This window comes from Capnocytophaga sp. G2, assembly GCF_035282625.1.
GTDB lineage: Bacteria > Bacteroidota > Bacteroidia > Flavobacteriales > Flavobacteriaceae > Capnocytophaga.
On record NZ_JAYKBU010000007.1, the window covers coordinates 29,390 to 53,249 of the forward strand.

The 23,860-nt window shown below is 35.6% G+C and carries 21 protein-coding genes; 16 read left to right on the plus strand and 5 right to left on the minus strand.

All coding sequences use genetic code 11. From position 1 onward, the window contains the following. The first annotated feature begins 84 nt into the window (after positions 1–84). From VJJ03_RS05425 to VJJ03_RS05445, 5 genes are all read left to right on the plus strand, one after another. Positions 85–2,622 carry a TonB-dependent receptor domain-containing protein gene (locus VJJ03_RS05425; RefSeq protein WP_323974316.1) on the plus strand — a complete coding sequence of 846 codons (2,538 nt, stop codon included), beginning with the start codon at positions 85–87 and terminating at the stop codon, positions 2,620–2,622. Positions 2,623–2,733: 111 nt separating this feature from the next. Next, positions 2,734–3,561, plus strand: coding sequence for a hypothetical protein (locus VJJ03_RS05430; RefSeq protein WP_009745538.1), 828 nt, complete (start codon positions 2,734–2,736; stop codon positions 3,559–3,561). Then, positions 3,561–4,514: a transketolase family protein gene (locus VJJ03_RS05435; protein ID WP_009745539.1), complete on the plus strand. Its 954-nt coding sequence runs from the start codon at positions 3,561–3,563 to the stop codon at positions 4,512–4,514. The genes VJJ03_RS05430 and VJJ03_RS05435 overlap by 1 nt, the downstream gene beginning before the upstream one ends. Position 4,515: 1 nt before the next feature. Beyond that, positions 4,516–4,836 (plus strand): translation initiation factor, encoded by a 321-nt coding sequence (locus VJJ03_RS05440; RefSeq protein ID WP_009745540.1) that lies wholly within the window; start codon positions 4,516–4,518, stop codon positions 4,834–4,836. A gap of 144 nt (positions 4,837–4,980) precedes the next feature. Beyond that, positions 4,981–5,343 carry a diacylglycerol kinase gene (locus tag VJJ03_RS05445; RefSeq protein WP_040358331.1) on the plus strand — a complete coding sequence of 121 codons (363 nt, stop codon included), beginning with the start codon at positions 4,981–4,983 and terminating at the stop codon, positions 5,341–5,343. Between the two features lie 103 nt (positions 5,344–5,446). On the opposite strand, the gene purE is transcribed toward VJJ03_RS05445, so the two are convergent. Beyond that, positions 5,447–5,932: a 5-(carboxyamino)imidazole ribonucleotide mutase gene (gene purE, locus VJJ03_RS05450; protein WP_009745542.1), complete on the minus strand. Its 486-nt coding sequence runs from the start codon at positions 5,930–5,932 to the stop codon at positions 5,447–5,449. A 148-nt stretch (positions 5,933–6,080) separates the two neighbouring features. On the opposite strand from purE, the gene obgE reads away from it, so the two are divergent. The 4 genes from obgE to VJJ03_RS05470 all read left to right on the plus strand — a co-directional run bounded on the left by obgE (position 6,081) and on the right by VJJ03_RS05470 (position 10,357). Then, a complete protein-coding gene (obgE, locus tag VJJ03_RS05455) occupies positions 6,081–7,079 on the plus strand; it encodes a GTPase ObgE (RefSeq protein WP_009745543.1) in 999 nt (332 codons plus the stop codon). 155 nt (positions 7,080–7,234) lie between these two features. Continuing rightward, the gene (locus tag VJJ03_RS05460) at positions 7,235–7,633 is read left to right on the plus strand and encodes a hypothetical protein (protein WP_009745544.1); all 399 of its coding nucleotides are present in this window, start codon (positions 7,235–7,237) and stop codon (positions 7,631–7,633) included. 139 nt (positions 7,634–7,772) lie between these two features. Next, entirely contained in the window at positions 7,773–8,042 is a 270-nt protein-coding gene (gene rpsO / locus VJJ03_RS05465; RefSeq protein ID WP_009745545.1) for a 30S ribosomal protein S15, read from the plus strand. A gap of 137 nt (positions 8,043–8,179) precedes the next feature. Further along, complete coding sequence (locus VJJ03_RS05470) at positions 8,180–10,357, plus strand: polyribonucleotide nucleotidyltransferase (protein WP_009745547.1); 2,178 nt, start codon at positions 8,180–8,182, stop codon at positions 10,355–10,357. A gap of 103 nt (positions 10,358–10,460) precedes the next feature. Here the strand turns inward: VJJ03_RS05470 and VJJ03_RS05475 are convergent, their stop codons facing one another. From VJJ03_RS05475 to upp, 3 genes are read right to left on the minus strand one after another with little or no spacing between them, the layout of a single operon-like run. Then, positions 10,461–12,311 carry a hypothetical protein gene (locus VJJ03_RS05475; RefSeq protein WP_323974322.1) on the minus strand — a complete coding sequence of 617 codons (1,851 nt, stop codon included), beginning with the start codon at positions 12,309–12,311 and terminating at the stop codon, positions 10,461–10,463. Positions 12,312–12,336: 25 nt separating this feature from the next. Continuing rightward, positions 12,337–13,116 carry a hypothetical protein gene (locus VJJ03_RS05480; protein WP_323974324.1) on the minus strand — a complete coding sequence of 260 codons (780 nt, stop codon included), beginning with the start codon at positions 13,114–13,116 and terminating at the stop codon, positions 12,337–12,339. Position 13,117: 1 nt separating this feature from the next. Next, positions 13,118–13,774 carry a uracil phosphoribosyltransferase gene (gene upp, locus VJJ03_RS05485; protein WP_009745550.1) on the minus strand — a complete coding sequence of 219 codons (657 nt, stop codon included), beginning with the start codon at positions 13,772–13,774 and terminating at the stop codon, positions 13,118–13,120. 64 nt (positions 13,775–13,838) lie between these two features. Here upp and VJJ03_RS05490 point away from each other — a divergent pair, with 64 nt between their 5' ends. From VJJ03_RS05490 to VJJ03_RS05520, 7 genes are all read left to right on the plus strand, one after another. Continuing rightward, a complete protein-coding gene (locus tag VJJ03_RS05490; protein ID WP_323974327.1) occupies positions 13,839–14,438 on the plus strand; it encodes a DUF4254 domain-containing protein in 600 nt (199 codons plus the stop codon). Positions 14,439–14,570: 132 nt separating this feature from the next. After that, complete coding sequence (locus VJJ03_RS05495; protein WP_323974329.1) at positions 14,571–17,072, plus strand: SLBB domain-containing protein; 2,502 nt, start codon at positions 14,571–14,573, stop codon at positions 17,070–17,072. A gap of 17 nt (positions 17,073–17,089) precedes the next feature. Continuing rightward, the gene (locus VJJ03_RS05500) at positions 17,090–18,193 is read left to right on the plus strand and encodes a Wzz/FepE/Etk N-terminal domain-containing protein (protein WP_323974331.1); all 1,104 of its coding nucleotides are present in this window, start codon (positions 17,090–17,092) and stop codon (positions 18,191–18,193) included. A gap of 48 nt (positions 18,194–18,241) precedes the next feature. After that, the gene (locus tag VJJ03_RS05505) at positions 18,242–18,424 is read left to right on the plus strand and encodes a CAL67264 family membrane protein (protein ID WP_009745554.1); all 183 of its coding nucleotides are present in this window, start codon (positions 18,242–18,244) and stop codon (positions 18,422–18,424) included. A 23-nt stretch (positions 18,425–18,447) separates the two neighbouring features. Next, positions 18,448–20,034 (plus strand): NADP-dependent glyceraldehyde-3-phosphate dehydrogenase, encoded by a 1,587-nt coding sequence (locus VJJ03_RS05510; protein ID WP_009745555.1) that lies wholly within the window; start codon positions 18,448–18,450, stop codon positions 20,032–20,034. 21 nt (positions 20,035–20,055) lie between these two features. Continuing rightward, positions 20,056–20,247, plus strand: coding sequence for a hypothetical protein (locus VJJ03_RS05515; RefSeq protein ID WP_009745556.1), 192 nt, complete (start codon positions 20,056–20,058; stop codon positions 20,245–20,247). Between the two features lie 56 nt (positions 20,248–20,303). Then, entirely contained in the window at positions 20,304–22,292 is a 1,989-nt protein-coding gene (locus VJJ03_RS05520) for a ComEC/Rec2 family competence protein (protein ID WP_323974333.1), read from the plus strand. 55 nt (positions 22,293–22,347) lie between these two features. Here VJJ03_RS05520 and proS read toward each other — a convergent pair whose 3' ends face one another. Continuing rightward, a complete protein-coding gene (gene proS, locus VJJ03_RS05525; RefSeq protein WP_323974335.1) occupies positions 22,348–23,826 on the minus strand; it encodes a proline--tRNA ligase in 1,479 nt (492 codons plus the stop codon). Positions 23,827–23,860 lie beyond the last annotated feature (34 nt).

Genomic DNA, 23,860 nt, shown 5'->3' on the forward strand with positions numbered 1-23,860 from the left:
GTTAAAAATATATTTATTATTGAAACCTATAAAATAATGAAAAACATTTGTAATTTTGCAACAGTCTAAATAAAAATATTATATATGATTTTTCAAAGAAATTTATTATTCATTTTTACATTTTTGTGTGGAATGTCATTGTATGCACAAACATACAAGATTAAAGGGAAAGTCCTGGATGAAAACAAACTTCCTATAAAAGAGGCTTCTGTTAAAGATATTTTAACAGGTACTTATGTATTTACAGATAAGGGAGGGAATTACTCTTTAGAACTGCAAGAAGAACATCCTACCTTGCAGGTAAGTAAGGAAGGATATACTACTATTGAATTCTCAGTAGTACTCCAAAATAATGAGAATAGAGTTACCTATGTGGAAACAATCTTGAAACATATTCAAGAGGATATTTCAAAGGTGGTGGAATTGCAACCTGTGATAATCTCTGATAATCCAAGCCTTGTAGCTAACTCCGTGGGGTTGGCAAAGATGAAATTAGACAAGATAGCAGGAGGGACTAACTTAGCTGATCTCAAAGATCTTACTACTCAACGTTCCCAAACGCTCAAGGATGCACTCCAAAGAGAACCTGGAATTATTATTCAGGATTTTTTCGGTGGGAATGACCAACCACGACTCAATATCCGTGGTTCAGGTATCCAGAGCAATCCTCAATCTCGTGGGGTGGCACTCTCTCAAGATGGAATCCCTATTAACTTTGCTGATGGTTCTTATATCATTGGTGTACTGGAACCCCAAGTAAGTAATTTAGTAGAGATATATCGTGGTGCCAATGCTTTAGAACATGGAGGGGCTACTTTGGGAGGTGCTATGAATTTTGTAACTAAAAATGGCTATAATGCTTCTCCTTTGAGTGTAAAGATGGAAGCAGGTAGTTTTAATTATTTTAATAGTAGTATTTCTTCAGGGTTTTCATCAGGGAGAAATGATCTCTTCGTAGCATCCTCTTATACCCATAGTGATGGTTATCGTACCTATAATAGCTCTAAGCGCTTTAATGCCTTGCTCAATGTAGGTCGCAAATTCACCGATAAGTTTGAGGCACGCCTTTATGCATCTTTCACTGATCTCTATTTTGATATACCGGGGCCCCTCACTCGCTATCAAATGGAGACAGATAGTAAACAAATTAATAAAGCCCCTAAGCAAACATTCCCTTATGCATTTGGTCCTAATGTGCTTCGAGATAAACCAAATAGAAGTAGTAAGATTGCACGTTTTGGAACCAAATTTGCCTATCAGATAAATGATAATAACTTTTTATTAGCAACTCTCTACTATCAATATGCCGATGATGCTTTCACTTATCCTATTGCCAATGGTATTCGTCAGGATTTCAATAATGACTATGGGGTACGCCTCTCTTACACTAATACTACAGAGAAGAATGATTTTACTCTTGGATTGCAGTACAGTCAAGGTCTTATGCACCAATCTCGCTTCCACAACGATCGCGGTAATTTCGGAGCACTCTTTGCCAAACAGGATCTGACTGCTAACCATGCTATAGTTTATGTTTCTGATACTTACAAGATTACGACTTCCTTCTTAGCCAATGTAAGTATACAAGGGAGCTATGATACCCGTAAGGTAGAGGATAAGTTTACAGGAGCTAAGCGCCCATTCCTTTTTGTAACACCTAATGGCTTGCAGGCACGCGCATTACCTAATCCCAATGCAGTTACACCTGTCACAGGTGATTTCTCTTACAGTGCGATAAATCCTAAGGTGGGGGTTATCTACAAGCTAACGGATCGTGCACAGGTCTTTGCTAATTTCTCTCGTAGCTATGAACCACCTACATTCTTAGAGATCGTACGACTTACAGGAAGTGCAACGCCTAATCCAAACCGTCCTCCCGTACCTCCTGTGGTTTATAGCAATAGTTCCAACGTGAATTCAGGACCTACTACTATTACTATCTCTGACCTAAAGGCACAAAAAGCATCTACTGTGGAGCTTGGTACCAAAGGAAATATTGGACAAGCCCTCGTTTGGAATGTAAGTGCTTATCACTCTTGGGTGAAAGATGAAATTTTCACCATTGCTGATGGAAGTGTTGGCGTAGGAGGAAATACAGTGAATACCCCTTATAGAACTATACACAGAGGAGTAGAAGCAGGTTTGAAATCTATATTTTTGACAAATATTTTTTCTTCTAAGGAGGATTCTTTTACTATTTCAGTCAATTATAACTATAGCGACTTCTTCTTTGACGGTGGCGAGCTTAAGGACAACCAAATTGCAGGAATTCCTACGCATTACGTCTTTGGAGCACTTACCTATAAGCATCCAATAGGTATCTTTGCCGAAGTGAACCTCGAATCGCTTCCTGTAAAGACCCCAATTGACCACAAGAATACTCTTTATCAAGATCCTTACAGCCTTGTAGGGGCACGTATTGGATATAAGAAAGGACAATGGACATTCTTCTTACAAGGTAACAACTTAGCCGATAAGGTATATGCCTCCAGCTATCTTATCCAGGCTGAGGTTACACCCCCTCCTGCAAGACTTACACCTAAACCTGTACCAGATGATAAGACAAACTTTATTCCAGGGGTAGGAAGAAACATTATAGGAGGACTTTCCTTTACTTGGTAGTTGATCCTTTTCACATTTTTCATAAACTTTGTCAGCCTAAATCAAGGTTGACAAAGTTTTTTTGTCTAATAGAATTAAAAATAGTATCTTTGCGCTCTGATAGCAAGTACTATGAAACTGATAACTTTGCTGGAAACAAAAGGGATAAACTCACAACCTCTACAGTATTTCAAACCTCGTGGAGGCGTTATTCTCATGGACGACAACGAGCGTGAGGAAATCCTTCAGTGGATAGCACAGTACGACCTTGGCTTTGAGCTACTGCCCCTGTTCTCCAACCAAGAGAGTGATTGTATGGCTATCTATACCACAGGTTTCCTAAAAGGCAAAGTGGTAATCGTAAGGCACGATGAGGCGGTGTTTGCCCCAACATTCAGGAGCTTGGACTCTTTTCTCAAGGCTTATGAAAAAGCAGCCAAGCAGGCCGATTTTTATGATTGGGATGATATAGAGGAAGAAGATTATCCTATTACAAAGGAGAATGAGGCAGAACCCATTGTATTACAAGAATGTTGGCAGTATATAAAAGCAGCCAATTTTATCTCCGATGTACAAAAAGAAACGATACAAACCATGACCATTTGGCTTACCCCTCCTTCTCAGTTGGACTCCTTATTGCCCTTTGTCCAAAAGGAGTTTGCTCTTAAAGAAACTCTGTTTGTAGTGGCTTATGCTATAGATGCATTAGGCATTACCCATCAGTATACGCCTGCCAAACCTTTGATAGCAGAGCTGCTCAAAACAAGGCGATTTGCCAACTATTATAGGCGAGATAGCTTGTATCATGGGGAGTTTAAAGTAAAAGAGACCCTTATAGGAAAAATGGTGCGCCCACTGCTTAGGGTGATCACCGTTCCTTTTATGCTATTGAGTCTTCTTTTTGTAGAGCTTATAGATAGGTTTAAGAAGAAAAATAAAAACATTAAAAATAGTATCTGATGAAAAAATATACCGATACAGGCAAGAAAGACACCCGAAGTGGTTTTGGGGCGGGACTTGCCGAGCTGGGACGTAAAAATCCTAATGTAGTGGCTCTTTGTGCGGACTTAGTAGGTTCGTTGAAAATGGAAAAATTTATTGAAGAAAATCCTACCCGTTTCTTTCAAATAGGCATTGCTGAAGCTAATATGATGGGAATTGCAGCAGGGCTTACCATAGGAGGAAAAATTCCTTTTACAGGTACCTTTGCCGCTTTTTCCACAGGACGTGTGTATGACCAAATACGTCAGTCTATTGCTTATTCTAACAAAAATGTAAAAATTTGTGCCTCCCATGCAGGACTCACTCTCGGTGAGGACGGTGCTACTCATCAAATATTAGAAGATATTGGGCTGATGAAGATGTTGCCTAATATGGTGGTTATTAACCCTTGTGATTATAATCAAACCGAAGCGGCTACCCTTGCCATTGCGGACTATGTAGGACCTGTGTATCTGCGTTTTGGACGTCCTGCTGTACCTAACTTTACCCCTGCAGACCAAACCTTTGAGATAGGAAAGGGTATCTTGCTCAATGAAGGGAATGATGTAACTATTATTGCTACAGGACATTTAGTATGGGAAGCACTCTTGGCTTGTGAGGTCTTGGAACAAAGAGGTATCTCAGCAGAAGTAATAGATATTCATACTATTAAGCCATTAGATGAAGAAATTATTCTAAACTCTGTAAAGAAAACTAAAGCAGTTGTAACTTGTGAAGAACATAATTATTATGGTGGTTTAGGTGAGAGCGTAGCTCGTATACTGGTGCAACACTATCCCGTACCACAAGAGTTGGTAGCAGTCAATGATACTTTCGGGGAAAGTGGTACTCCATCCCAACTGATGCAAAAGTACGGCCTTGACAAAGAGGGTATCCTCAAAGCAGTAGAGAAGGTGCTAAAAAGAAAATAAGATGCTAAGAGAACAACTCCAAAAACTCTTCCCTGACCATAAGGAGGAAATACTTCCCGGAGAACCTACCTCTAATATCTGGCTACAGGACAACCCTCTTTTGTGTAAATACGAAAAGCGCAAGGGTAAACCCATTACCCTTATTGAGGGCTATACAGGTGCCGATGCCGATTTCAAAATATTAGCTAAGGAACTCAAAGTCCGCTTAGGAGTGGGAGGGGCTGTAAAAGATGAGAAAATTATTATTCAGGGAGATTATCGAGATAAAATAATGGATTTCCTGAAAGAAAAAGGATTTAAGGTAAAGCGAGTGGGAGGGTAGACTTTTTAATAAGATAGCTTCATAGCATCATAGAGCACTTAGTGTTAAGAGTGTTTATACATGCTATTGTTTGATATAAATATGTTTTTACAATTGCTAATTTCAGAGGATGAAAGTGATAAGAAAATACAAAGTAGAATAACAATGAAAAAATTTATAGTTGGGCGTGTGAAAAGCACTCGTTATGCTTTGCAAGGTTTTTGGTTATTAGTTCGTACGGAGGATGCTATTATTACTCATAGTATTGGTTTTGTGCTTTTTATAGGTTTAGGGATATTTTTTAAGATTACTTTTACTGAATGGATGTTTCAGCTATTAGCTTTTGGAGTTCTATTAGCTATAGAGGGGCTTAATACAGGGTTAGAAAAATTATGTGACTTTGTTCATCCTGATTTTCATGTTAAAATAGGAGAGATAAAAGATGTAGCTGCAGGAGCAGTTACCATGATATTTTTTGCTGTGGTAGCAGTATTAGGATTTATTTATATACCCTATTTGATTAGGTAAAAAAATTAAAAAGTAAAGTTGTGCCAGTGAGTATGTGGGAAAAATTGTGTATTAGTATAGGGCATATCCATTGTATCTTAGAAAGATAAGAATATTTTACGTATTATCTATTATTTACCTGCTCCGCTCCTTTTAATACTGCTTCTTCTAAGGATTTTTTGTAGAGGATGATTTTCTCTTGGATCTCTTTATGGGCGACACCTAAGATTTGGGCAGCGAGGATACCCGCATTCTTAGCACCATTGAGAGCAACAGTAGCTACGGGAACACCTGCAGGCATTTGTAAGATAGAGAGTACTGAATCCCAACCATCAATAGAATTTCGACTTTTGATAGGTACCCCAATTACAGGAATAGGTGTAACAGCAGCTAACATTCCTGGCAGGTGGGCAGCACCTCCTGCTCCTGCAATAATTACATCAATCCCTTTTGTGTGGGCAGTTTTCCCAAAAGAAATGAGTTTTTCTGGGGTACGGTGAGCAGAGACAATATCTACTAAAATAGGGATTTGTCTCTCTTTTAAGAAATCAATGGCCTCTTGCATAATAGGAAGGTCACTTTGGCTTCCCATAACTACAGCTACTTTCATTACTGAACTATTTTAATTAAAAAGCAAAGATACAAAAATAATAATGAATGGTGAATGATTAATGGTTAATTAACATTACTCAATATAATATTAATAGCTTTTTTTATTGTTAGAGTTCTTATAAGAATGATACTAATATCAAATCACTATGACAGAAGGAAATTTCACAGATTATGTAAAAGTATATGTCCGATCAGGCAATGGAGGAAAGGGTTCTGCACATTTGCATAGAGAAAAATTCATAGAAAAAGGGGGACCTGATGGAGGAGATGGTGGACAAGGTGGTAATGTAGTTATTCGTGGAAATAAAAATCTTTGGACACTTATTCATTTTAAATTTCAACAGCATTTTAGAGCAGAGCACGGTGGTGATGGCGGTGCCAATCGCAGTACAGGTGCCGATGGAGAGAGTGTATATTTAGAGGTGCCTTTAGGGACTATTATCAAGGATGCTCTTACTGGAGAATCTCTTTTTGAGATTACTGAAGATAAAGAGGAGAAAATAGCTTTAAAGGGTGGAAAAGGAGGTTTAGGAAACTGGCATTTTCGCACCTCTATCAATCAAACACCTCGTTATGCACAACCTGGTTTACAAGGTGAGGAAAGAGAGTTATTATTAGAATTGAAAGTCCTTGCTGATGTAGGCTTAGTAGGTTTCCCTAATGCAGGAAAATCTACTTTACTTTCGGTATTAACTTCTTCTAAACCTAAGATAGCAGACTATCCTTTCACTACCTTGAAACCTAATTTAGGAATAGTTCAATATCGTGATTATCATTCTTTTATTATAGCTGATATTCCAGGTATTATAGAAGGAGCTTCTCAAGGAAAAGGATTAGGATATTATTTTCTGCGGCATATAGAGCGTAATTCAGTGTTGTTATTTTTAGTGTCCTCTGATAGTAAAGATATTGTAGAGGAATATTATATTTTACTTTCTGAACTAGAAAAATATAATCCGGAACTTCTAGATAAACAACGAATTCTTGCTATCTCAAAAGCTGATTTATTAGATGAGGAACTTCGAAATCTGATGATGAAAGAACTTGAGAAATCTTCTTTGAATATTCCTTATTTGTTTATTTCATCTGTGGCACAACAAGGGATTATACAGTTAAAAGATAAGCTATGGCAGATGCTTCAATAATTATGTTAAATTGATTGGTGTAAATAAGTTGAATAGTTATAAAATGTTAATAATAAGTGTAAAAATAACTTTTTTTTAACTTGTGAGATTATTTGATACTCATTTTTTTCGCTTAATTTTGCCCCACTTAAAACAATAAAAATATTTAGGAAATAATGAAAAGAGCTATTGTTGATTACAAAAAATTGACTAAAGACATTTTAGCTCTCTTAGTGGAGAAGTATCCTGAGGGTTACCAAGACCATGATGTGATCAAATTTAAAAATGCCAAAAATGAGACAGTAGAGGCTCTTGAAGTACGTACAGAGGATACTATTTATTTAGTGAAGGTAAGTACTCGATTGGCTAGTTCTATGGAACGCTATTATGAAGAAGATGAGGAAGATGCGTATTATGGAGAGGGAGCTATAGAAATGCCGAAGGAAGATGAAATTACTTTTAAACCTAGGAGAGAGGCTTCTAAAATGATTCCTCCTATAATAGAAGAGGAAGAAGAGGAGGATAGCTATAATGATAATTATGATGATGAGTTAGAAGAGGAAGAAGAAGAATAGGATGATGATTAAGTAAGAGATAATTATTGATCATAATTAGTGGATAGTTTTTTTTCTCATAAATGTTGTGTGTAAAAAAAAAATATATTAACTTTGCCGCCGATTTAAAATACATAATAATCATTTAAATAATATTGGAATGTATCTAACAAAAGAAATTAAAGCTGAAATTTTTAAAAAGCATGGAGGCAGTGAAACTAATACAGGATCTGCTGAAGGACAAATCGCTCTATTTACGCACCGTATCAATCATTTAACAGAGCACATGCGTATTAATCGTAAGGATTATAATACACAGCGCTCTTTAGTAAGACTTGTAGGTAAGCGTAGGCGTTTACTAGATTATCTAAAAGAAAAAGATATTGAAAGATATCGTACTATTATTAAGGAATTAGGTATCCGAAAGTAGTTTTGTTATTGAACAAGAGGGGCTTTTTGCCCCTTTTTTTATGAAAAGAAGCCATTACAATCTTGAAAAGTAGTTTTTCATTGGGATAGACGTAATACAACACAACACTATTTGTTTCATTTTAATAAAAAAAAATTATGATTCCAGAAGTAAAAAAAGAAATCATTGAACTTGGCGATGGACGTACTATTTCCATTGAAACAGGTAAATTGGCTAAGCAGGCAGATGGTGCTGTAGTGGTACGGATGGGTAATGCAATGCTCTTGGCAACCGTAGTTGCCAATAAAGAACCTGGAGAAGGAGTTGACTTTCTTCCACTTACGGTAGATTACCGTGAGAAATTTGCGGCAGCAGGACGCTTTCCGGGTGGATTTTTTAAAAGAGAGTCACGTCCTAGTGATCAGGAAATACTTACCATGCGCTTGGTAGATAGAGTGCTACGTCCCTTGTTTCCTGAAGAATATTACTGTGAAGTACAGGTAATGATTCAATTAATGTCTCATGATGAAAATGTAATGCCTGATGCCTTGGCAGGACTTGCTGCTTCTGCATGTTTGGCAGTTTCTGATATTCCTTTTGATGGTCCTATCTCTGAAGTACGTGTAGGACGTATTAATGGACAATTTGTTATAAATCCTAATGCTAAAGAACTTACTCAATCTGATATGGATATTATGGTAGGTGCCTCTAAAGAGTTCGTCGCTATGGTAGAAGGAGAAATGGATGAGGTTTCTGAAAAGGATATGGCAGATGCTATTCGTTTTGCACATGAAGCAATCAAAACACAGATAGAAGCTCAAGAGCGTTTAAAGGCTAAGGTAGGGAAGGTTCTCCGAGCTTATGAAGTACCTCAGGAGAATAAAGAGGTTGCTCAGAAAATATATGATTTTTGCTATGATAAGTGCTATGCCATTGCTAAGGAGAATACTACCAAGCATGAGCGTAATGACAAGTTTGATGCTGTAAAGGAAGAGTGTAAGGCTCTATTTACTGAAGAAGAATTGGAAGAATATAGCGCTTTAGTGAATAAATATTTTTCTAAAGCACAAAAGGAAGCTGTTCGTAACCTTATCCTTAATGAAGATATTCGTTTGGATGGTAGAAATACCAAACAGATACGTCCTATATGGTGTGAGGTAGGCTACCTTCCCTCTCCTCATGGTTCTTCTATTTTTACCCGTGGAGAAACACAAGCACTTGCTACTGTAACTTTGGGAACTTCACGTGAGGCTAATGTTATAGATATTCCATCTGAACAGAGCGAAGAACGTTTCTATTTACATTATAATTTCCCTCCTTTTTCTACAGGAGAAGCGCGTCCACTCAGAGGAACTTCTCGTCGTGAGATAGGACATGGTAATTTAGCACAACGAGCTCTTAAGCGTATGATTCCAGAGGATTGCCCTTATACTGTAAGAGTAGTTTCTGAAATTTTGGAATCTAATGGATCTTCCTCCATGGCAACAGTATGTGCAGGTACTTTGGCTCTGATGGATGCAGGTATTCAAATGAAGAAACCTGTATCAGGTATCGCAATGGGGCTTATTACTGATGGTGATAAATATGCAGTACTTTCTGATATTTTGGGGGATGAGGATCATTTAGGAGATATGGATTTTAAGGTGACAGGAACAAAGGATGGAATTACAGCTTGTCAAATGGATATCAAGATTAAAGGGCTTACCTATGAGATTCTTGAGAAAGCTTTAGAACAGGCTCGAGAGGGACGTATGTACATTTTAGGTAAAATTACCGATACTATAGCCGTACCTAATCCAACCGTAAAACCACATGCACCTAAGATTATTCGTCTTGAGATGCCTAAAGAATATATTGGAGCCTTTATTGGAACTGGAGGTAAGAATATCCAAGACTTACAAGAACGTACTAAAACGACTATTGTAGTAGAAGAATTAGGTGAATTGGGTATAGTGGAAATCTTAGGTACTGATACTGAAGGTATCCAAGAGGCTGTAGATGCTGTATATCATGTGTCTTTTGAACCTGTAGAAGGAGAAATCTATAAGGTAAGAGTAGCGCGTTTGGTTGACTTTGGTGCTTTTGTGGAATTCGTTCCTGGTAAGGATTCTCTTTTACATGTTTCAGAAATAGCATGGGAACGAGTAGAAAAACCTTCTGATGTGCTTAAAGAGGGTGATATTATTGAGGTGAAATATCTTGGTATAGATCCTAAAACTAAGAAGACTCGAGTATCTCGTAAAGCACTTCTTCCACGTCCTGAGCATCTCGAAAAGAGGGAAAGACCTCATTCTGAAAAAAAAGATAAAACTTCCCTTAAGAAAGATAAGAAATAGAAGTTTTAGTACATATCTTTGATTTTATTAGAGTACCTTTTCTTTTTCTAGAGAAGGTACTTTTATATTTATAATTCCTTATTAATTAAGTTATAATATAAGGTTACTCATAGCGGATAAGTTCAGGGACACTATAGTTAAAGTTTGGGAGCCTGAAATCTGTGTTTCCAATACCCATAAACTTCTGTATACCGTTGCCTACTCCAGGTACTCTTGGCATAAAAATGAAAGAGAATTGGAAATTTCCCAAAGGAATATAGTCATTGGTGATATAGAAACCAATACCAAATTTAGTGAATACTTGATCCTTAAAAAAGGAAGTGGAAGGTTCTCCAATGAATCCTACATCTGTTGTCAGAAAAGGGCTTACACGGAATCCCCATATGGAAAAGGGTGAATAAGATTGAGTTTGTGCTGTGAAAATAGACTTATGTGTACCTGAGAGTGTGGGACTATCAAAGCCCATAATACCTGTGCGTCCATTCAAGGTTATACGATCTTTTACATAATCTATACGAGAGAGACCAATTACAGATCGCCATTTGCCAAACTGTCTGAAGTTCCATTTTCCTAAATGGAATAATGGAGAAAAATAAGTAAATTCCCATTTGAGGGTTGTTTGTTTGTAATCTTTGTTAGAAAAAAAACTTCCTAACTGTACATCTCCGGAAAAATAACCTAAAGAAAAATAATCTGCATACATTATCTTTCCTCCTAGATAGGGTTCCATTTTTCCGAGTTTCTGTTGTGCTCCCCAGAGGAAAGTCAGGGATTTCCCTATGGGGATATCTTCTATGTCTCGATGACGAAAAATATACCTATCCTGTTCATATCCAAAGTAGTTAATCCCTATAGAGGCTAAAAATATATCTCTGCTTGAGTAAAAATGATGTTCATCTAAAAAGGAGGAAGGAGCCTTGAGATAGTCTATCTGATAATGCCGTAAGGATAAGACTAATTTTGTGATATGGTTGGTAGGGGTATATTTTTTTAAGATAGGAAAAGACACACTCCCCCATACTCCTTTTCCAGCTATTTTAAAATTTTGATGATATAAGGAATCACTTTTTAATATAGTATCCTCAAAAGTACGTGAATATACATTAATTCCTCCTGCCCAACGTGTATATATAGAGTAATATGGGCGAGTAAGTGACCAGTATTTGTAGTAATGTTTGTCAAAATCAAAAGAATAGCCTATAGCAGTATTAAGTGTACTGGCATAAATATTGGGAATTTCATAGTCAAAACCAAAACTTGGGCGTGCATTTCCTGAGAATTCTTGGCTATATCGAGCAGAAACTTGATGTCCATATCCTAAAAAGTTCCGTTCAAATACTCTTATTGTCCCATGTTTTAATGAACCATCTGCATCAGCATATAGGCTCCAGCTATCTAATATAGATACACTTATATCTACTGAGTCCTTACTTTGGGTAGGTAAGGGGATAATGCGTACCCTACGTATGTAATATTGGCTGCGTAATACTCGCTCAGTTTCTGTAACCTTAGTAGAATCTAAAGGCATGTTGTTATTGAAAAGAAGTAACCGTTTGATTACTTTATTTTTTGTTTTGTTATGGAAAACATTCCCTAATCGTTCCCATTTGTCAGGTTGCTTGGAATTGTCTCGTTCATCATAACCTAAAGGATCATAAGTATCTATATAGATTTTACGAATGATCTTTCCTTGAAAAGGCTTCCACGGACGTTTCTCCTTTTTCTGTATAGGAGCAGAAGGTATGTCCTCTTTTATTGAAGAGAAAAGAAGTTCATGAATTTTTTGAGTAAATTTGTTCTTCTGTGTTTTTAGTTCTATTTTTTTGTAGAGGGTGTCATCTTTTGCTTTTAAGGAGTCGTTTTCAATCACTTTAGTACGTAAAGTGTCTTGTGCCAGTAGCAACTGGCACCAAAAAAAGACTATAAGAGCTATGAAAATAGATAGTTTTTTCAAAAAGGTACAGTAATTTGTGTCTTTATCAGTCGATGAAACTTTCGTACTCCGTTGTGTTTAGTTTAGTACAGGTATAAGGAAAGATTTGTTCATTTTCATTTTTCCTATGGTTATACTCTTCTACTACCCTATAGATATTTCTCCCATTAAGTTGTTTTCGGTTAACCTCTACAAAGTAAAAAGCATTGGTATTGAAGCCCGAAGCCCTTCTATCATAGAAAAGAACTAAGGTCCGTTTATGCTTAGGACAGTGATAGATAACGTGTTTCATTGTAGCCTCTACCAGCTCGTAAGTGTCTTTGAAGTGATATTCTTCAAAGCCCGTTTGTTCCTCCTCAAAAGGTAATTTCTTAGGAAAGACTACCCTCTCTTTTTTCCTTGGCAAGCTAAAACGTACCCAAGTAGTATATCCGTCAGGCGCTCCACAATCAAATCCATGTAGGTCAAAAGGGAGTTCTATCTGGATACTATCAGAAGTAGCAATAAGCATGCCACGAATGTAAAACTCTTGTAAGATACTTTTTTTTAAATAATTATCTTTTTTTTGGTTGAGTATATGTTGGCGTAAAGCCCTCTGATACCCATCAAAATCCTCTCCATATTTGGCTTTGGTTGCCCTGATGATACTATCACTGTGAGATTCTTTTTCAGGTTCTTGAGTAGTCTTCTGCATAGGTGTTTCTGTACTAATGACAGGAGATGTCTTTGTGTTATCAATTATGGTAATTGTTTGATTGGTAGTAATCTGAGGCTTCTTTTGACAAGAAGTTAAAAGGATAATGAGAATAATAGTAAGAGGTTTCATACTATCCTTGCATTTTTTCACCAAAAGCCAGATCACCAGCGTCGCCTAAGCCTGGAACGATATAGCTATTTTCGTTGAGGTGGTCATCTATAGTGGCAATCCAAAGGTGGGTACTTTCGGGGAAATGTTGGCTGACATACTCCAATCCTTGTTGGGATCCGATGACGGCAAAAAGGTGTATTTCCTTGGGGGTGCCCAGTGGCTGGAGGGAGTTATATACATTGACAAACGAACGTCCTGTTGCCAACATAGGGTCGGCTAAGATCAGGATATTGTCCTGCAAGGAGGGAGATGCCAAATACTCTACCAAAATCTCAAACTCCGAGGGAGAACTGTGTTTACGGTAGGCAGAGATAAAGGCATTGTCTGCTTTGTCAAAGGAATTCAATATTCCCTGGTGTAGTGCCAGTCCTGCGCGTAGGATAGAACAAACCACGATCTTATCTTGTATCAGGGGAATGTCCTTTTCCCCCAGTGGGGTGGTGATCCGTTGGGTCTGGTAGGGGAGCGTCTTGCTCATCTCGTAGCTTAGGAGAGCACCTATACGTTCTAAGTTTTTTCTAAAGCGCATCCTATCCTGTTGGACATCAACGCTTCTGAGTTCGGCAACAAACTCTGAAAACAGGGAAGGTGTTTGGTCAAAGGGGTGGATAATCATTTGTTTAAAAATAAATTTTTTTATTACGCAAAATAACGATATTTTTGCAAATAAAACAAGGAATATGTTTAGTAAATTAGCTTATGACATTTTTTGGGAGAGTATCCTGCATTATCATATAGTCGATAATGTGAACCAACCCTTTGAGAATCCGTATGATAGCAAGACTATTGAACACCTATTGTACCGTAAAAACTGGATAGACACAGTACAATGGCACTACGAGGATATCATTCGAGACCCTAAAATTGATCCCAAAGAAGCGCTGCTGCTCAAGCGAAAAATAGATGCATCCAACCAAGATCGTACCGATACCGTAGAGTATATTGATAGCTATTTTCTACACCAATATAAGGACGTAATCCCTAGGATAGGGGCGACTATCAACACCGAAAGTCCTGCATGGGCAGTGGATAGACTTTCTATATTAGCCCTAAAAATCTATCACATGCAACAGGAAACAGAGCGTACTGATGCTACTGCTGAGCATATTGCCAAGTGCCGAGAGAAGCTACAGGTACTCCTTGAACAGAAGGAAGACTTATCCCTTGCTCTTGATCAACTTCTTACTGACATCGCTGAAGGTAAGAAATATATGAAAGTATATAAGCAAATGAAAATGTATAATGATGAGGAGCTAAATCCTATTCTTAGAAAAATGTAATGATATATATTTTCAAGAGATGGGTAATTAATTTTATTTATCTTTGTTATGTCTTAAAATAATAAGTCATTAAAAAATTTTATTTTTTCGGAGAAAGGAAGTATATTTGCACTCTGATTTAAAACAACGAAAATGATTAGGAGAATATTATTTTTTCTTTTTCTAAGTATAAGTTTTACAGCACAATTATCTGCTCAAATACAGAATCTTAACTTAGAACAACTGACTTATATCAATGTAGATCAACTTTCTGATGAGCAAATACAAGCTTTTTGGGATAAAGTGCAAGCACAAGGATATTCTCTTACAGATTTGGAAACAGCTGCTCGTGTGAAGGGAGTCCCTGTTTCTCAGATTAATAAATTACGTCAACGTATTATGTTAACATCTTCACAAAAAGGAAAGAAAGCTACATCATTAGATAAAGCAAATGTTCCTCAACAAGAAATATTTGGACGTACAGGAAGAGAACGATTGAAGGATACTTTAACACCCGTAAAGAAAAGTCGTGTTTTTGGATATGATTTTTTTCAAAATCCTAAGATTTCCTTTACTCCTAGTATCAATGTACCTACTCCTGAGAATTATATTATTAATACAGGAGATGAGCTTTTGGTGGAAGTATGGGGTGCAGCAGAAAGTAGTTCTATACAAAAAGTAGATAATCAGGGTAACATTATCCTTCCTATGGCAGGAAAAATTCATGTAGGAGGACTTAATTTTGTAGAAGCAAAAGCAAAAATTAATACAGCTTTACGTAAAATATATGCAGGAATTTCAGCCCCTGAAGGAAGTTACTCTAAGGTATATACAGGTGTCTCTATAGCTAATATACGTACTGTAAAAGTTAATATTATTGGGGAAGTAGAAACTCCCGGAACCTATTCCTTAAGTGCTCTTTCTACTGTTATCAATGCTCTTTATGCTAGTGGAGGTCCCACTGAGAATGGTTCTTTTCGGAATATACAAGTAGTTCGTGGAGGAAAAACAATAGATCATTTAGACATTTATAATTTCTTACTTAAAGGGTCTCAGGAAGGAAATATTAATCTGAATGATCAGGATGTCATTATTGTTCCTCCTTATAAAAACCAAGTAGAAGTGATAGGTTTTGTTAAGAGAGAAGGTATTTATGAAGTGAAGGAAGGGGAAAAACTTTCAGACTTGATAGATTATTTTGGAGGTTTTAAATCCAATGCTTATAAAGATAATTTAGTAGTAGAACGTATAATAGGAGCCAAACGTGAAGTAAAAGAAGTACCTTACACAGAAGCGGGAGAGTTTGCAATGCAAGGGGGAGATAAATTATTAGTTCACAGATTATCAGATATCTTTCATAACAGACTTAGTATTACGGGAGCAGTATACCAACCGGGTAATTATGCTTATTCGGAAGGAATGACGGTTCTGGATCTAATTAATAGGGCGGCGGGAATACGTGATGAGGCTTATCTCAATAGAGCTATTCTTTTTAGAACAGTAGATAGGGTAGATAGACAGAGTATTCATTTCTCATTGAGAGATATTCTGAGTAAAAAACAAATAGTTGCCTTGCAGCCTAATGATAGTTTGCATGTATATGGAAAAGATAGTTTAAGTATAAAACCTATGGTGCGTATAGAGGGAGCTGTACGTAAACCTCAAAAAATTCCTTTTGCAAAAGGAATGCATCCGGAGGATTTAGTAATTATGGCAGGGGGGTTTATTGAAGGCGCTGATAATACACATTTACAAGTAGCACGACAATTGAATGATACTAATTTTAAAACGATTAGTAAAGTATATGATGTCATTCTCTCTCAAGATAAAACTACAGAAACTATAGAGCTAGAACCTAATGATATTGTAACAGTACATTATCAAAAAGGATATGTTCCTCAACAAATTGTTAAGATAGAAGGAGAGGTTACTTATCCGGGATTCTATGCAATCCTATCAAAAGAAGAACGAATTTCAAGCCTTATAGAACGCTCTGGAGGATTTGCTCCTTATGCTTATATAGAAGGAGCTACTTTAGTAAGAAAGAAAGGAAAAGAGAAGGATGAAAAAACACAAGAGAAACAACTTAATGAACTTAAAAAAATAGATAAAGAATTATCAGTTATTAAAACTAAAGATACTTCAGAAAATAGTAAAAATGAAAATAATGAAGATGTTAAAAGTATTAAAAAAGAGAATAATGTAGAGAGTGAAGATGAACTCTCAGAATATCGTGTAGGAATTAATCTTAGAGAGATAATGGAGAATAAGGATTCCTATCAAGATCTTATTTTAAAGGAAGGAGATGTACTTATAGTCCCTTCAGAGAAGCAAACTGTAGAAGTAAAAGGATTGGTCTTAGCACCTTCATTGGTACGTTATGAAAGAGGAAAATCTACTCGTTCATACATTAATAGTGCAGGAGGATTCTCTGATAAAGCACAGAAAAAGTCAGTATATGTAATGTATACTAACGGAGATGTAAAAGGAACTAAACATTTTCTTTTTTTTAGAAGTTATCCTAAAATAGCTCCAGGAGCTATAGTTATAGTACCAGAGAAACCAGAGAAAAAAGGTCTTTCAACTACGGAGACAGTGAGTATTACTACTGCTTTAGCTACTTTAGCTGTTTTAATATACAATACATTTAAGTAATTGATAATACATTGAATATGAATCAAGAAATACAGAGAGAAGATGAAATAGATTTAATAGCTCTTTTACAGAAAATATGGAAGGGGAGAAAAACTATTCTAAAATATTTTATATTATTTTTTCTAATAGGTGTTTTTATAGCTATATTTTCTAAGAAAGAGTATACAGCAACCTCTTTAGTATTAGCACAAGAAAGTAATTCATCAACAGGGAATTTATCAGGATTAGCCTCCTTAGCAGGAATTAATATTAATTCTTCAACTTCTGAACTAATCTCTCCTAAATTGTATGCTATTGTCGCTAAAAGTATTCCTTTTCAGAAGAAAATGATACAAACTCGTATTCAAGTTCAAGAAAATAGAGATTTTGTTACCTATCAAGAATATTATCAAAAGCATAATAAGACTAATTTTTTAGATATAGTAGGAAAATATACTATTTTTCCTTCTCTTATTATGGATAAAGTATCTCCTAAAAAAGAGAATTTTTCACAATATGCAGTAACAGAAAAGGACACAACAGGAGTTTATAAACTTACTCCAGAAGAAAAAAGTCTTTTTGAACTTTTGGAAAGTCAATTGAAAATTACTAATAATGAAAAAGATAATACAGTAAGTATTTCTTTTTCAATGGACGATCCTTTGGCAGCGGCACAAATGCTTGAACAGGCTAAAAATTATCTACAAGAGACAATTATTGAATTCAAAACACGCAAAGCAAAAAAGCAGTTGGAGTTCGTTCAAAAACAATATGAAGAAGCAGAGAAATCTTTTAAGGAAAAACAAATTCGATTAGCTGCTTTTCAGGACAGTAATAGGGGGCTTATTACAGCAATTCCTATGACCCGACAATCACAATTACAATCGGATTATAACCTAGCTTATAATCTTTATGTAGAATTAGCAAAACAATTTGAAAATCAGAAAATAAAAGTACAAGAAGATACACCTGCATTTATTACTATAGAACCTGTAAGTGTTCCTTTGGAAAAATCAAAACCTAAAAAAGGGATGATTATTGCTATTTGGAGTTTTTTGGGAATTATAATAGGAATTGGCATTATTTTTGGTAAGGACTTTATGAAAGCTATGAAGAATAGATCTTTGTCAGTAGAAGAGTAAATATAGAAATTATTTTAAAAAAGATATAGATTTTGAAAAGAATTAATTATGAGTTTGAATAAGAATTCTGTTTTAGGATATGCTACTTTGATAATGATTTTTTTTGGGTTAATATTATTAGGGTTAGGTATATTTCGTTATAAAGATATTGCTGGTTGGGGATTTGCTGCTACGGGGATAGGCTTTTTAGCTATAGCATGGGTATTTGATTCTTTAAAAGGTAGAGTATAATAAGGAAAATATCAGATTTAGAGATGAATGAATTTCAACCTATACCTAAGGCTTATGAGTGTGAGCCTTTATATTATAGAAATTACTTAATAAATGGGAGGCTTATACAATGGGATGGAGCCTATGATAAGGTATATTCTACAATTTCTTCTACAGAGAAGTATGCCCCTACTTTAGTAGGAGAAGTGCCTCATTTGAGCAAAGAACAGGCACTTGAGGCTCTTCAATCTGCTGCTAATGCTTTTGGAAAGGGAAATGGGCTTTGGGCAACTATGAGAGTAAGAGATCGCATAGAAATATTGGAGAGATTTACTGAGCAAATGAAAACCAAGCGAGATGAGGTTGTACACTTAATGATGTGGGAAATAGGAAAAACAATTAGTGAATCTCAAAAAGAATTTGATCGAACTATAGAATATATCTATGATACTATAGAGGAATATAAAAGACTTGACAGAGAGAGTGCTCGTTTTCAAAAAAGAGATGGAATATACGCTCATATACGTAGAGGACCTCTTGGAGTTGTACTATGCTTAGGTCCCTATAATTATCCATTGAATGAATCCTTCGCATTATTAATTCCTGCCTTGCTTATGGGGAATACAGTTATTTATAAACCACCTAAATATGGAGTGTTACTCATTACTCCTCTACTGGAGATTTTTAAAGATTGTTTTCCTAAAGGGGTTATTAATATTATTTTTGGTCGTGGTCGGGAGATAGCAGCCCCTATTATGGAGACAGGAAAGGTAGATGTATTAGCACTTATTGGGAATAGTCATTCGGCTATAGCTTTGCAAGATAAGCATCCACATAAGAATAGGTTACGCTTAATTTTAGGTCTAGAGGCTAAGAATCCGGCAATTGTCTTGCCTGATGCAGATATTAATTTAGCTGTTAGTGAATGTGTGGCAGGAGCCCTTACTTTTAATGGACAGCGTTGTACGGCATTGAAGATCATATATGTACATAATAGTATTAAGGATGAATTTCTTTCTGAATTTACCAGGAGAGTGGATGCTCTTCCCTTTGGGAATCCTTGGGAGTTAAATGTGAAACTTACTCCTCTTCCAGAACCAAATAAGCCTCAATATATACAAGAACTTATTGATGATGCTTTAGAGAAAGGTGCTAAAATATTAAATAGAAAGGGAGGAGAGCGCTGTGAGAACTTTATTTTCCCAGCAGTGCTTGCTCCTATTACACCTGATATGAGAGTATATCAAGAAGAGCAATTTGGGCCTGTAGTACCAATTCGTTTTTTCTCTGATATAGACGAGGTACGACAAGAAATAGCAGATTCTCACTATGGGCAGCAAGTAAGCCTTTTTGGAAGGGATATTTATACGTTAGCTCCTTTAATTGATAATTTAGTTAATCTTGTCTGTCGTGTGAATCTTAATAGTTTATGCCAGAGGGGACCTGATGTATTCCCTTTTACAGGAAGAAAAGATTCTGCAGTAGGGACACTTAGTGTGTATGATGCACTCCGTTCTTTCTCTATAAGAACGTTTGTAGCTTCAAAAGATAATAAATATAATAATGAAATCCTTGAAAATCTTTTGAAGACAGGCATTTCTAATTTTGTACATAATGATTATATTTTATAGAAATTTTAGTTTTAATATATTATGAAATTATTTATCATTGTATTGGTTATTTTAACCCTATGTATTATAGGGATGGCTATAAAAATTTGGGCAAAGAAAGGTGGTAAATTCTCAGGCACATGTGCTAGCCAAAATCCGCATCTGAACCCAGAAGGTGAACCTTGTAGTTTTTGTGGTAGACTTCCAGATGAAGCAGAATGTAGAAAATCGTAAATAAAAAAAGAATCAGTTTGTTGGAGGCTGATTTTTTTATTTTTAAGTAACGAATAATGAGGCAAAATCCATTTAATTTTCCTTTATTTATTATTCTTTTAGGAGTGATTCTTGGTATTATATTTCAAGATTCATTCTTTGTGATATCTTACTTATATAGCATAATTTTCTCTCTTGTAGGGATAGTATTTCTATTTGCTTGTTTTTATATTATAAAGAAATTTCAAAAGGAATCAATATTTTTATTATCTTTTATAATGGGTGTTTTATTATATAATGCTCATTATGAGCCTAATAATAAAAACCATTATCTACAGAAACTCTCGCCAAATACAGAGTATATTCTTTCAGGGACAATACAAGAAATAAAGGGAAAAAGAATTATAGTCTCTTTACAGAAAGAAGACCAATTTAGAGTGAAAGGGAAAGTTTCTCTTCAATTGAAGGATACACTTTCCCAGAATATAGTGGGAAAATATATTCTATGTTTTACAAGTCTTGCTCCTATATCTCAAGCTAAGAACCCCTCTCAATTTAACTATAAAAAATATATGTGTCGCCAATATATTTATTGGCAAGGAACTCCTCTTTGTTATCAATTAGAAGAGAATCATTCACATTCCATAGTTTTTTTGGCAAAGAAGACACAAATACAATTAGCATCTTCTCTGGATAAATATCCTTTTTCCGATTCTTCAAAAGCAATTATAAAAGCTTTAGTTTTAGGTATTCGTTCGGATATTGATACAGATACCTATCAGCATTATATTGATGCAGGGGCAGTTCATATTTTAGCTATTTCAGGACTTCATATTGGACTTATAACTTTCATACTTACTCAGATAATAAACTTTATTTTTCCTTTTCGACAAAAGAAATTAAAAACAGCAATTATCTTTACTATTTTGCTTGGATATAGTTTTATAACAGGACTATCTGCCTCTGTATTGAGGTCTGTATTAATGTTTGGAGGATATAGTATGGCTTTTTATATAGGAAATGGCAAAGCTCGATTTGATAGTTTAATGTTTTCTGCTTTTATACTTCTTCTGTGTAAACCTATGTTCCTTTTTGAGGTTGGTTTTCAGTTAAGTTATATGGCGGTACTCTCTATTGAACTCTTCTTACCTTTTTTTAATAAATATTGGTTTTATGAAAATAAATTACTGAATTTGTTTCCAAGTATCATAAAAGTGAGTATCGCTGCTCAGATAGGGATTATTCCTTTATCTTTGTATTATTTTCATCAATTTGCAGGTTTATTCCTTATTACTAATATGCTTATTCTACCTTTTTTGGGGATTATTTTGGGTTTGGGAGTAATTGTTGTATTTCTATCAAGTATTCACTCTTTACCTTATTGGTTAGTAGTAAGTTATGATTTTATAATTATATTAATGAATAAGAGTATTGAAAAAATAGCTTCTTATAGAGATTTGATTATCACAGGAGTCTATTTTAATGAAATAATGTTGATTGTCTCTTATATAGTGATGTTATGGGGAGTGTTATATCTGTATTTTAGAAAAATACGCTTTTTATACCTATTACTTATATCTGTCCTTTTGTTTCAAGGTTATCTTTTCTATCAAAAATATGAAAAGAGGAAAATAGATCAGCTTATTGTTTATCAACAATATAAAAAGACAATGATTTCTCATCAACAAGGGGGAGAAGCTATATTTTATCTATCGGATACTATATCACTACCACGAACATATATAAAGAATTTTTGTACTCAGAGGAATATAAAACATTTTCAATATAAACCTATTACAAATATAATTTCTTTTAAAGGAAAACATTTTGTGATAGTAGATGAAAAATTTTATCTGGATAAAACAGATTCTATAGATTATCTTCTACTTAGAAATAGTCCTAAAATTCACTTAGAGAAATTTTTAGAAAAAGGGTCTGTTCCTAAGATAATTATTGCTGATGGAAGTAATTACCCTTACATGATGGAGAAATGGGAGAAAACATGTAGAAAGTATCATATTCCTTTCTATAATACATACAAGGAAGGATATTTTTTATTAGAATAGAAAATTAGAGAAAATATTTTATTATTTTCTCTAATTCTAGTTATTTTTTATATTTTTAATAAGCTTTTGCAAAGAGAACACGTCCCTTAGAGGGTTTCCCTGAATAGATGCAAGTTCCTGTTTCTTCTTTCCTTTCTAAAGGAATGCAACGTATAGTGGCCTGAGTCTCTTCTTTTATCTTAGCTTCTGTTTCAGCAGTACCATCCCAATGAGCAGATATAAATCCTCCTTTATTGTCCAAGATTTCCTTAAATTCCTCATAGGAGTTTACTTCTGTGATATGAGAGTTACGATAAGCTAAGGCTTTTTGATATATATTTTTTTGGATATCAGTAAGTAAGTTTTCTATATGTTCTACTATTCTTTCTCCAGAGATACTTTCCTTAGTTAAGGTGTCACGGCGCGCTACCTCGTATGTATTGTTTTCTAAATCACGTTGTCCCACCGCCAAGCGTATAGGTACCCCTTTGAGTTCGTATTCGTGGAACTTGAACCCTGGTTTTTGGGTGTCATCATCGTCAAACTTCACCGTAATTTCATGCTTCTTGAGTGCTTGCATGAGAGGAGTTATTCTTTGACGAATGGATTGTAGTTGTTCTTCTCCTTTGTATATAGGTACAATGACTACCTGTATAGGTGCCAATAGTGGTGGCAGTACCAATCCATTGTCATCGCTATGGCTCATAATTAGCGCACCCATAAGGCGGGTGGAAGATCCCCAAGAACTTGCCCAGACATAGTCTAATACACCTTCTTTGTTAGCATATTTCACTTCGAAGGCTTTAGCAAAGTTCTGTCCTAAGAAGTGGGAAGTTCCTGCTTGTAAGGCTTTTCCGTCCTGCATAAGGGCTTCTATGCAGTAAGTATCATCAGCTCCGGCAAAGCGCTCTGTCTCGGTTTTTCTACCTCTTATCACAGGTACTCCCATATATTGTTCTACGAAAGTAGCATACACCTCATTCATCTTTTGGGCTTCTTCTATAGCCTCCTCACGAGTAGCATGAGCGGTATGTCCCTCTTGCCAAAGGAATTCAGCAGTACGGAGAAACAAACGTGTACGCATTTCCCAGCGCACTACATTTGCCCATTGGTTAATAAGAATAGGTAAGTCACGATATGATTGTATCCAATTCTTATAGGTATTCCAGATAATAGCCTCACTGGTAGGGCGTACAATAAGTTCTTCCTCCAACTTAGCTTCAGGATCTACAATAAGTTTCCCCTTTTGAGATGGATCTGTTTTAAGGCGGTAGTGAGTGACCACAGCACATTCCTTAGCAAAACCTTCAGCATTTTTCTCTTCTGCTTCAAAATAGCTTTTAGGGATAAAAATAGGGAAGTAAGCATTTTGGTGTCCTGTTTCCTTGAACATTTTGTCCAAAATATCTTTCATCCTCTCCCAAATGGCATATCCATAAGGCTTAATAACCATACACCCACGCACCCCTGAATTCTCAGCGAGTCCAGCTTTTACTACTAGTTCATTGTACCACTTGGAATAATCTTCTGCTCTTGATGTTAAATTTTTACTCATACTAAAATCTTTGGCATAAAAATTGTATATTTGT